At 60.1% G+C, this 10,240-nt stretch carries 12 protein-coding genes, 1 pseudogene and 1 riboswitch; of the genes and pseudogenes, 6 read left to right on the top strand and 7 right to left on the bottom strand.

Translation table 11 applies throughout. The features are described 5' to 3' along the window. Nucleotides 1-77: 77 nt before the first annotated feature. Complete coding sequence (locus EJA71_RS07530; protein ID WP_008083982.1) at nt 78-284, bottom strand: hypothetical protein; 207 nt, start codon at nt 282-284, stop codon at nt 78-80. 192 nt (nt 285-476) lie between these two features. On the opposite strand from EJA71_RS07530, the gene EJA71_RS07525 reads away from it, so the two are divergent. Continuing rightward, the gene (locus EJA71_RS07525; RefSeq protein ID WP_158955589.1) at nt 477-755 is read left to right on the top strand and encodes a hypothetical protein; all 279 of its coding nucleotides are present in this window, start codon (nt 477-479) and stop codon (nt 753-755) included. 60 nt (nt 756-815) lie between these two features. On the opposite strand, the gene EJA71_RS07520 is transcribed toward EJA71_RS07525, so the two are convergent. Next, on the bottom strand, nt 816-1,979 hold the full coding sequence (locus tag EJA71_RS07520) for a 1-acyl-sn-glycerol-3-phosphate acyltransferase (RefSeq protein ID WP_178113662.1): 1,164 nt from the start codon (nt 1,977-1,979) through the stop codon (nt 816-818). A gap of 142 nt (nt 1,980-2,121) precedes the next feature. Here EJA71_RS07520 and EJA71_RS07515 point away from each other — a divergent pair, with 142 nt between their 5' ends. The 3 genes from EJA71_RS07515 to EJA71_RS07505 are packed head-to-tail and all read left to right on the top strand — an operon-like array spanning nt 2,122 to nt 3,234. Then, nucleotides 2,122-2,304 (top strand): CPXCG motif-containing cysteine-rich protein, encoded by a 183-nt coding sequence (locus EJA71_RS07515; protein ID WP_158955585.1) that lies wholly within the window; start codon nt 2,122-2,124, stop codon nt 2,302-2,304. 9 nt (nt 2,305-2,313) lie between these two features. Then, nucleotides 2,314-2,574 (top strand): putative signal transducing protein, encoded by a 261-nt coding sequence (locus EJA71_RS07510; protein WP_007912819.1) that lies wholly within the window; start codon nt 2,314-2,316, stop codon nt 2,572-2,574. A gap of 36 nt (nt 2,575-2,610) precedes the next feature. Continuing rightward, on the top strand, nt 2,611-3,234 hold the full coding sequence (locus EJA71_RS07505) for an SOS response-associated peptidase (protein ID WP_158955582.1): 624 nt from the start codon (nt 2,611-2,613) through the stop codon (nt 3,232-3,234). A 99-nt stretch (nt 3,235-3,333) separates the two neighbouring features. Here the strand turns inward: EJA71_RS07505 and EJA71_RS27760 are convergent, their stop codons facing one another. Together EJA71_RS27760 and EJA71_RS27755 are read right to left on the bottom strand one after the other, a co-directional pair. Next, nucleotides 3,334-4,077: a methyl-accepting chemotaxis protein gene (locus EJA71_RS27760; RefSeq protein WP_371925640.1), complete on the bottom strand. Its 744-nt coding sequence runs from the start codon at nt 4,075-4,077 to the stop codon at nt 3,334-3,336. A 111-nt stretch (nt 4,078-4,188) separates the two neighbouring features. Next, a pseudogene (locus tag EJA71_RS27755) lies at nt 4,189-4,386 on the bottom strand (HAMP domain-containing protein); the annotation flags it as partial. A gap of 1,350 nt (nt 4,387-5,736) precedes the next feature. Here EJA71_RS27755 and EJA71_RS07495 point away from each other — a divergent pair. Next, nucleotides 5,737-6,555 (top strand): M48 family metallopeptidase, encoded by an 819-nt coding sequence (locus EJA71_RS07495; protein ID WP_158955578.1) that lies wholly within the window; start codon nt 5,737-5,739, stop codon nt 6,553-6,555. A 49-nt stretch (nt 6,556-6,604) separates the two neighbouring features. Here EJA71_RS07495 and EJA71_RS07490 read toward each other — a convergent pair whose 3' ends face one another. From EJA71_RS07490 to EJA71_RS07480, 3 genes are all read right to left on the bottom strand, one after another. Next, nucleotides 6,605-7,189, bottom strand: coding sequence for a TMEM165/GDT1 family protein (locus EJA71_RS07490; protein ID WP_007912813.1), 585 nt, complete (start codon nt 7,187-7,189; stop codon nt 6,605-6,607). Nucleotides 7,190-7,277: 88 nt separating this feature from the next. After that, nucleotides 7,278-7,400, bottom strand: a riboswitch (yybP-ykoY riboswitch). Between the two features lie 51 nt (nt 7,401-7,451). Continuing rightward, entirely contained in the window at nt 7,452-8,450 is a 999-nt protein-coding gene (locus tag EJA71_RS07485) for a class I SAM-dependent methyltransferase (RefSeq protein ID WP_102901153.1), read from the bottom strand. A 32-nt stretch (nt 8,451-8,482) separates the two neighbouring features. Further along, complete coding sequence (locus tag EJA71_RS07480) at nt 8,483-9,448, bottom strand: 2-hydroxyacid dehydrogenase (RefSeq protein ID WP_158955576.1); 966 nt, start codon at nt 9,446-9,448, stop codon at nt 8,483-8,485. Between the two features lie 91 nt (nt 9,449-9,539). Here EJA71_RS07480 and EJA71_RS07475 point away from each other — a divergent pair, with 91 nt between their 5' ends. After that, a complete protein-coding gene (locus tag EJA71_RS07475) occupies nt 9,540-10,169 on the top strand; it encodes a LysE family translocator (protein ID WP_158955574.1) in 630 nt (209 codons plus the stop codon). Nucleotides 10,170-10,240: the final 71 nt, after the last annotated feature.

Raw genomic sequence — 10,240 nt, 5'->3', positions numbered from 1 at the left:
GAAGGCTGCGATCTTTTGATGTTGGTTTCAAGATCAAAAGATCGCAGCCTTCGGCAGCTCCTACAGGGGGATTTCATTCAGGCGGCTTGGGAGTAGAAATCCAACACGCTAACGCCCGTCAGCAAATCCGTCTCGGGCAAATCGGCATGCTGATGCCCGCCCAGCGCGCAATACACCAGCCAATGGCGATCCTGAACATTGAAGGCAAGGCTGCCGACCAGACTTTGCTGTTCGTCGTAAGGGGTGATGAGGTACAGGCGATCCTGGTTTTCAGCGTGAAGCATGTCGCGTTCCATGTGCGTTTCGAGGCGCGCATGGTGGTGCATCCACATGACGAAGCCGTGACACAGGACAGCCATCGGTCGATTGTCATGTAATTTGTCGCAAAGGCTGGGGCAGGGCACTCGGGTTTGGGTAGAATCCGCGCGCGGTCGTCGGTCTGGCGCCTGCCATACCGGTTTAGATAGAGGTCTGTGATGTCGCTGCACTTGATGACGCTGTTTACCGCCCATCCCGCCAAATTGATCAACCTGCTGGCGCTGCTTCTGGCGTTTCCCGGCAGTTGGCTGCTGCACGCGACCCGCCGCCGTGAGCAGCGTGCGCTGGCCAGCATTGCCGCGCAGCGCCAGGCGCAGCCAAATGCCGAGCCGCTGCTGGATTGGGCAACCCTGCGCATGAACCGCTTTTTCTATCGTTTCGGTTTCGCCTGCCTGGCTCTGGCCCTGATCGTTTCCTGGATCAGCACCCGCTTCTAAAGCGTCTGGCATAAAAAAACGGCGCCCGAGGGCGCCGTTTTTGCGTCTGCTGATAACCGCTTACAACGGCAACCCGGCTTTCACGCGGTACTGATTACGCACTGGCGTCGCATATTGCAGCACCAGATACGGACGATGCTCCTCGGGGCAAGCATCCAGTCGTTCCTGCCACTCTTCCTGCGTCTTGGCCAGTTCATCGGCCGGGAACACCTCGGCAGCCTTTGGCACAGTCAGTTGTGGATCGGCATCGGCCCACTGTGCATACGCCAGGTAATGCACCGGGAACAAGCGGTAACCGCCGAGAATCTGCTTGTCCATCTCGACTGCCAATTGCTTGGTGTCTTCGAACAGCTCGGTGATCGGCGCGGCAAAGTTCACGTGCACGCGGCCCTTGTAGCCGGTGATGCCCTTGGCAATGCTCACGTCATCCTCGCCCGGCGCTTTCGCGTAGGTGCCGGTGGTGGCGCGGATGTACAGCTCGCGGGCCTTGGCCTGGTCGCACGGGTCGTATTCGTAGCTGATCGACACCGGGGTGACGTTCAGCGAGCGAATGACTTCGCCGAACGGCTCGTCCTTGCGGCTCATGTGGAACATCTTGAGGATCGCCGACTCGGTGCGGTCGTCGCCATCCTTCGCCCGACCTTCAGCCTGAGCAATCCAGATCGACGCGCAATCGTTGCGGATCGAATGGTTGATGTAGGCCGACAACAGTTGATACGCGGCCATTTTTTCGCGACGACCGGTAATCGAACGGTGCACGATGAAGCTCTTGTTCAGGCGCATCAGGTCGCTGACGAACGGCTTCTGCAGCAGGTTGTCGCCAATCGCAATGCGCGGCGTCGGCAGGCCGGCGTGGTACACGGCGTAGTTGACGAAGGCCGGGTCCATCACGATGTCGCGGTGGTTGGCGATGAACAGATAGGCGCTGCCGGACTTGAATTGCTCGACCCCGGTGTAGGTCACGCCGTCGGTGGCGCGCTCGATGGTGTGGTCGACGTAGGACTCGACCTTGTCCTGCAACGTCGCCACCGACGTCACGTCGGCGAACTCACGACGCAGCCGATGGGCTATAAGTGGTTTGAGCATCCAGCCGAAGGCACCGGCAAAACGCGGGAAGCGGAAGTGGGTGAGGATATCTAGAAACGCCTTGTCGCCGAGCAGTCTTGCCAGTACCACAGGTACTTCGCTGTCGTCGTAAGGTCGGATGGCATCGAATTCGCCCATCATGCTCTCTTGTTGGAAACGGCTAGGGTAAGTAAAGGTTTTGATCGAAAACCCGCGGGGCACGGTCTGAAAAAGTAGCCAGACAAAAATAGCCCTGCAAATAGACCGGCGATTATACGCACAAGTCACTTGGGAGACCGCGATGCTGGAGAGCGCACTGTACGAATGTCCGTATTGTGGTGAGGAAGTCGAAACGACCGTAGACCTGTCCGGCGGCGATCAGAGCTATATCGAAGACTGTCAGGTGTGTTGTAAGCCAATCAAGTTTGTCTTGCAGGTACACGAAGAGGATTGGTTTCTGGAAGTCTTCAGCGAAAACGAGTGAGGGCCGCGTATGCAGCGAATCTATGAGCCGGAAAACCTGATGGAAGGTGAAATGCTCAAAGGCATGCTCGCCAGTGAAGGCATCGAGGCGCACTTGATTGGCCGCGATTTGCTCGGTGGCACGGGGGAACTGCCGATCTTCGGCCTGCTCGGGCTGTCGGTCGATAACGATCAGGCCGAATACGCTCGCGAGCTGATCACCGCGTACAATGCCGCGCTGCCGCTGCCCGGCGATGAACCGGAGAGCTTCCCCGGAACGCTGGTCTGTTAGGCTGAGCTTCGTTTTACTTGAGAGTCGTGTTGCCCCATGTGTGGACGTTATGCCCTGTTTCGCTGGAACCGCGAGTTTGCCGCCCTGCCAGGTTTTCCCGCCGATCAGCAGGCGCAGTGGAACATTTCCCCCAATGATTCGGTGTTGATGCTGCGTGCCGGTGAAACCGGTGAGCGCACATTGGCTCGCGCCCGTTGGGGGCTGACGCCGCCGTGGCTGACCGATCTGTCGAAGACCCCGGCGCATGCCCGGGCGGAAACCGTGGCCGAGCAGCCGATGTTCCGCGAGGCCCTGCGCCTGCGTCGTTGTCTGCTGCCAGCGAACGGTTTCTACGAATGGCGCGGCACCCAGCGCAAACGCCCGTACTGGCTGACGCCGGGGGAGGGCTCTTCGCTGTTTTTCGCGGCGATCTGGGAGGCATATCCGGTGCAGGAGCAGGTCTGGCTGAGTACGGCGGTGATCACGCAACCGGCGTCGAGTCAGCGCCGGCCGCTGATTCTCGATGAAGCAGGGCAGGCGGCATGGCTGGATCCCGAGACGCCGTTGCATGTATTGCAGGGGCTGCTGGCGAGTGAACCAGCGGCGTTGCGCGAGCGGGTGTTGGCGAATCTGATCAATGATCCGAAGCTCAATGGGCCGGAGTGTCTGACCCCGGGTTAATTTGAAAAGCGAAAAGATCGCAGCCTTCGGCAGCTCCTACAGGGAAACGCACATATCCATGTAGGAGCTGCCGAAGGCTGCAATCTTTTGATCTTGCCCTTATACCTTGAACTGATTGATCAACCGCCGCTGCTGCTCCGCCAGTTTGGTCAAATCGGCACTCGCCGAACTCGATTCATCCGCACCGCCCGCCACTTCATTTGCCACTTGGCCGATGTTGATCACGTTGCGGTTAATGTCATCCGCCACCGCGCTCTGCTCTTCCGCTGCGCTGGCAATCTGCGTGTTCATGTCGTTGATCACCGACACCGCTTGCGTAATGGTCTCCAGCGCCTCGGCCGCTTTCGCCGCGTGTTGCACGCTTTCGTCGGTGCGGTTCTGGCTGTCTTCCATGACCCGCACCACATCGCGGGTGCCTTGTTGCAGTTGCTGGATCATGCACTGGATTTCTTCAGTGGCCTTCTGGGTTTTCTGCGCCAGATTGCGCACTTCGTCGGCCACCACAGCAAAGCCGCGACCTTGCTCGCCGGCACGCGCCGCTTCGATGGCGGCGTTCAGCGCGAGCAGATTGGTCTGCTCGGCAATTCCGCGAATCGCCGTGAGAATGGCATTGATGTTCTCGCTGTCCTTGGCCAGCGTCTGCACCACGTTCACCGCTTTGCCGATTTCCAGCGCCAGGACACCAATCGAATTGGACGTGTCGCGGACGATCTGCATGCCCTGACTGGCCGCTTGATCGGCATGACTGGCCGCTTGCGCAGCCTGGGTCGCGTTGCGCGCCACGTCTTGTGCAGTGGCGGTCATTTCCTGCACCGCTGTGGCCACTTGATCGATTTCGGCCATTTGTTTCTGGATGCCGATGTTGGTGCGAATGGCGATGTCGGCGGTGTGTTCCGAGGAGTCGCTGACGCTCTGCACCGATGTCACCACTTGGGTGATCATCGCCTGCAACTTGGCGAGGAAGGTGTTGAAGCCCTTGGCAATCGAACCCAATTCATCGCTGCGGTCGCTGGTCAAGCGTCGGGTCAGATCACCTTCGCCCTGAGCGATGTCGTTGAGCATGGCGACCATCTGCTTCAAGGGACGGGCGATGCCATGACCGACCAGCCAGATCACCAGCAGGCCGAGGCCGGCGATGATCAGACCGACCATGGCCATGCCGAAGGTGTCGGATTTGCGCTGCGCCTCAAGATCGCCCCGGAGTTTTTGCAGGTCGGCCATCACCGCGTTGAGCGGCAATTGCAGCATCAATGTCCAGCGTGCGTCGGTCTGGCCGATGCCGAACGGCAGATACAACTCGATGCGACCCTTGTCCTTGTTGACCGAATAAGTGACTTCGCCGCGCTTGAGATTGGCCAGGTTGGCAATCTGCTCAGCGTCGAGGATGTCGCTGACTTTCTCGCCGAATTTGCTCGGATCCTGTGTGTACGCGACGATCCGGCCGTTGCCGCCGATCAGGGCCATTTGCCCGGCGCCGCCATAGAGTTTCTGGTTGGCGGCGAGGAGCATTTCCTGGATGAAGTTCACCGACAGGTCGGCGCCGACGATGCCCTGGAACGTGCCGTTGAGCATGATCGGTTCAATGAACGAGGCGAGCATGACGACCTTGTCGCCGACTTTATAAGGCGCCGGATCGATCACGCAGGCTTTTTTGGTTTCCTTCGAGCACAAGTAGTACTCGCTGGCGCGCACGCCGGTGGACAGGGTTTTCTCATCGTCGACGTCGACCAGTTTGTCGAGGCCGAGGGTGCCATCGTCATTGCGGAACCACCATGGCAGAAATCGCCCGTTGGTGCTGTCGATACCGACAACGCTAGTGCCGACGTAGGCCGCGTCATTGTGGTCGAGTGCGTTCTTCTCCCAGCCGATGTAGGTGCCGAGAATTTTCGGGTTCTTTTCGACGTTCTCTTTGATCAGGCTAATCAGCTGTTCGCGGCTGACGCTCAGGCGCGGTTGGCCATCGGCGCCCGGCGTGCCGAGCAGGGCATTGACCCGCACCAGTCCGCCGGCAATCAGCAGCGGCGCTTCGAGTTCGCGCTGGATCTGGCTGACCTGGGTCTGCGCCAGCGACGTCAGGCGCTGTTCGATGACTTGCTCGAACTGGGTCTGGGTGCGCTGCTGCACCATTTCTTGCGTGCGCGCGCCGGAAAACAGCGCGTACAGCACCAGCGCAGCCACCACGCTGAGCACGATGGCGCCGGCCAGGGCGGCCACGGAAAACTGGATCGACTTGAACTTCATGGGAGCTCCGCACGCGAGAGGACGTCTGCGGTGATGTATCGGCAGGGGGTATCGGGCCATGAATGGGATCGGGTGTAATTGGAAGCGCATGTCGCAAATGGATCGGTGCGCGACGCAGTGGCAAAGAGGTAGGCGCAGGGCGTGAATTTTTTACGACAGTCGGGGAGGAAGAGTTTGAAAGTGCTGCAACGCGTCCGTTGTATCTGGTGTCGATACAATTACCCGCCTACGATACGCGGCAGGTTTTCAGGGAGCTTTTGAATGAACAAGACATTGGTTGTAAGTGCACTGAGCGCAGCGCTGTTGCTGGCCGGTTGTCAGTCGGTCAATACCACCAGCGGCGGTGCCGTGGGTGTGGAGCGCAAGCAGTACATGTTCAGCATGCTGTCCTCGCAAGAGGTCGACCAGATGTACGCCCAGTCGTATCAGAAGACCGTGGGTGAAGCCTCCAGCAAAGGCGTGCTGGACAAGACCAGTCCTGAGGCCAAGCGGGTACAGGCGATTGCCAACCGCCTGATCGCCCAAGCGCCGAACTTCCGCCCGGATTCGGCGCAATGGCAGTGGGAAGTCAATCTGATCAAGAGCGATGAACTCAACGCCAACTGCGGTCCTGGTGGCAAGATCATTTTCTACACCGGGCTGATCGACAGCCTGAAACTCACCGACGATGAAATCGCTGCGGTCATGGGCCATGAAATCGCCCACGCCTTGCGCGAGCACGGTCGTGAAGCGATGTCCAAGGCCTACGGGATTGAAATGGCCAAGCAGGGCGCGGGTGCGTTGCTCGGTCTGGGGCAGGACAGTCTGGCGCTGGCCGATACCGTGGCCAACTATGGGATGACGCTGCCGAACAGCCGCGCCAATGAAAACGAAGCGGATCTGATTGGTCTTGAGCTGGCCGCACGCGCCGGGTACAACCCGAACGCGGCGATCACGTTGTGGAACAAAATGAGCAAGGCCTCGGAAGGTTCACCGCCAGAGTTCATGAGCACTCACCCGGCTTCGGCCAGCCGGATTGCTGCGTTGCAGGCAGCGATTCCGAAGGTCATGCCGTTGTACGAACAGGCGCCGAAGTCCTGAGTCGGTGATCGTTCCCACGCAGAGCGTGGGAACGATCCTTCTCTCAGGGCTAAACCCAGCCACTGCTCTGCATCGCCTTGTACACCGCGACAATTGCCAGAATCATGAACGCCGAAGCCGCGAGGCGACGGATCAGGGTCAGCGGCAATTTGTCCGCCGCAAAGTTACCGGCCAGCACCACCGGCACGTTGGCAATCAACATGCCCGCCGTCGTCCCGATAATCACCAGCCACAAGTCAGGGTATTGCGCGGCCAGCATCACCGTGGCGACCTGAGTCTTGTCGCCCATTTCGGCAAGGAAGAACGCGATCAGTGTGGTCAGGAAAGGCCCGAACTTGCGTGCGGTGCTGGTTTCATCGTCGTCCATTTTGTCTGGGACCAACGTCCACAGTGCGGTGGCCGTGAAGCTCGCGGCGAGAATCCAGTGCAACGTCGCATTCGAGAAGAAACTGCCGAACCAGGCGCCTACCGCACCGGCTGCTGCGTGGTTGGCCAGGGTCGCAGCGACAATACCGGCAATGATCGGCCAGGGTTTGCGGAAGCGAGCGGCGAGAATCAGCGCGAGCAGTTGCGTCTTGTCGCCGATTTCGGCCAAGGCAACGATTGCGGTGGGAACGAGTAACGAGTCCAGCATCAGGATTTCCTAAGGGGCGGGTCGACACGGCTATGACACGTACAGCCTTCCCGCCCCGGGTAAGGTGTGCGTGTCATAGGTCTTGTCAAACCCTGCGATCCGTCTGCTGCGGACGCTTGGGTCGCATACGCCATGATCTGAGGATCAAGTATGTTGACGTATGCCGGACGAGCTTGGCGCTCGTGGGAGACTACTCCCCTAGGACGGAGCGGATTCTGCCTTCGCAAAACCGATAGAGCAAGCCTCTTTTTGAAAAGAAGTTTCAGCCGCGCTTGGCCCGGTAGATGCGGAAACCATTGCCCTCGGCCTTGATGGCGCAGACGCCCAGATGCTCTTCGATCAGCGGTTGATACTTGAGGAAGCTGTTCGCCACCAAGCGCAGTTCGCCGCCGTTTTTCAGATGTTTCGCTGCTTTTCGCAGCAAGTTCTCCGTGGCGAAATAATCGGTGTGCACGCCGACATGGAACGGCGGGTTGCTCAGAATCGCGTTCAAACCCATCGGCGCCGCATCGATTCCATCACCGGTCAGCACTTCAGCCTCCAGACCGTTGGCTGCCAGGGTCAGACGACTGCTGGCAGCGGCAAACGCATCGACGTCGAGCAAGGTCACCTGATTGTGCGGATAGCGACGTTTCACCGCAGCGCCCAGCACGCCAGCGCCGCAACCGAAGTCGAGCAGGTGACCGCTCGGCAACTTGTCCAGATGCTCCAGCAGCAGGGCGCTGCCGCGATCCAGGCGACCGTGGCTGAACACGCCCGGCAGGCTGATGACCTTCAACGGGCCTTCGGCCAGTGGCAGTTCGTAGGTCTGCGCCAGGCTTTCCAGGGATTTCGCCTCAGGGGCGTTGGCCACCGTCACTTGCCACAACTGGCAGTGACGCGCGCTGTCGAGCTTGCGCGGCTTGCCGAACGGGTTGAGCTGTTTGGACGCGCCTTCGATGCCGCTGCGTTTTTCCCCGACCAGAAATACTTCGCGACCGGCCAGGCGCGATGCCACGGCGTTGAGGATGTAATCGGTCAGGTCTTTGGACTTGGGCAGGAACACCACGGCGCTGTCGAACTCGCGCTCCGGCACGTTCACGCCGAAATGGCTGCGGCCTTCGAAACGGGCATCGAGCGCGGCTTGATCGCCGGCATGCCAGCACCAGCCGAACGCGTTGGGCAGACGGCCAAGCAAATCATCGGCAGGCAAACCGGCCAGCAACAACGAACCTTGAAACAACTCGGGCTGACGAAGCAGTACTTCACTGCGCGGATCCATAACTGCTCCTCAAAAAAAAGTGCCGCAGTTTATCAACTGACGACCCGCAGCGCCTTACCGCTGAAGAACGCCTGAGCGTTTTCGGTCAATTGGCCGACGATACGCTGGCGTGCTTCGCGACTGCCCCAAGCATTGTGCGGCGTGACAATCAGGCGCGGGATGTCGGCGGCCAGCAACGGATTGCCTTGAGTCGGTGGCTCGACACTCAACACATCGGTGGCCGCGCCGCCGAGGTGACCGTTACGCAAGGCATCGGCCAGCGCCTGTTCATCGATCAGCCCGCCGCGTGCCGTGTTGACGACGAAGGCGCCGGGTTTCATCGACGCCAGTTCGCGGGCACCGATGAAGTAGCGGGTGTGTTCGTTGAGCGGGCAATGCAGGGTGAGGGCGTCGATCTGCGGCAGCAGTTCATCCAGCGGCAGACGATCCGGGCGAGCAGGGCGCCCAGGAATCTGCCCGAGCAAAACCCGCATGCCGAAGGCTTCGGCCAGTCGCGCCACGGCACCGCCGAGTTCGCCGTGGCCGAGCAGCCCAAGGGTTTTGCCTTCCAGCTCAACGATCGGATAGTCGAGCAGGCAGAACTGTTTGGCCTGCTGCCAGCGACCTTCGCCCACCGCTTTCTGATAATCGGCCAGGCGGGTGGCGAGGTTGAGCAGCAGCATGATCGTGTGTTGCGCCACCGACGGCGTGCCGTAACCCTGACAGTTACACACAGTGATGCCGCGCTCGCGGGCGGCGGCGAGGTCGACATTGTTGGTGCCGGTGGCGGTGATCAGGATCAGTTTCAGATCGGGGTTGGCAGCCATGGCGGCGGCGTCGATCAAGATCTTGTTGGAGATGGCGACGGTGGCGCCGCGCAGGCGTTCGCTGACTTGCTCGGGCAAGGTCTGGGCGAACAGTTGCAGATCGCTGAAACAATCACGCAACGGACTGAGGTCCAGATCGCCGAGATCCAGCGAAGGGTGATCAAGGAATACCGCGCGGCGCGTGTTCGTCATCAACTGTACCTTTTGTGCTGTAAGCGTTGGGCGTAATCTGCCGAGCCTAACAGATGAAACAAATTGATACGCTTGGCCGAAAGGAGCCCCCATGTACTGGACCGAGTTCTTGACCGTTGCACTGATCCACTTGCTGGCCGTCGCCAGCCCCGGCCCGGACTTCGCCGTGGTGGTGCGCGAAAGCGTGACCCACGGTCGCCGCGCTGGCACCTGGACGGCGCTGGGGGTGGGCACGGCGATTTTCCTGCATGTCGGTTATTCGTTGCTCGGCATCGGTCTGATCGTGTCGCAATCGATTGTGCTGTTCAACGCTTTGAAATGGGCGGCTGCGGCTTATCTGCTGTACATCGGTTTCAAAGCCTTGCGGGCGCAACCGGCGAAAACCGTGACTGACGATCTGCACAAGGAGGCCGGCGTACGCACGGCTCGCGGCGCGTTCACCTCGGGTTTCGTGACCAATGGTTTGAATCCGAAAGCCACACTGTTCTTCCTGTCGTTGTTCACCGTGGTGATCAACCCGCACACGCCGCTGGCGATCCAGGCGGGTTACGGGGTTTATCTGGCTGTCGCGACCGCCCTCTGGTTTTGCCTGGTGGCGATGCTCTTCAGCCAACAACGCGTGCGCGCCGGTTTCGCCCGCATGGGCCACTGGTTCGACCGCACCATGGGCGCGGTGCTGATTGCTCTCGGCGTGAAAATCGCGTTCACCGAGATGCATTGATTGCCTTTTGTAGGAGCTGCCGAAGGCTGCGATCTTTTGATCTTTTTTCAGGATCAAGATCAAAGATCGCA

The sequence above is a fragment of the Pseudomonas sp. PB106 genome, assembly GCF_009764645.1.
Classification (GTDB): domain Bacteria; phylum Pseudomonadota; class Gammaproteobacteria; order Pseudomonadales; family Pseudomonadaceae; genus Aquipseudomonas.
This window is presented reverse-complemented; position numbering and strand designations above follow the sequence as displayed.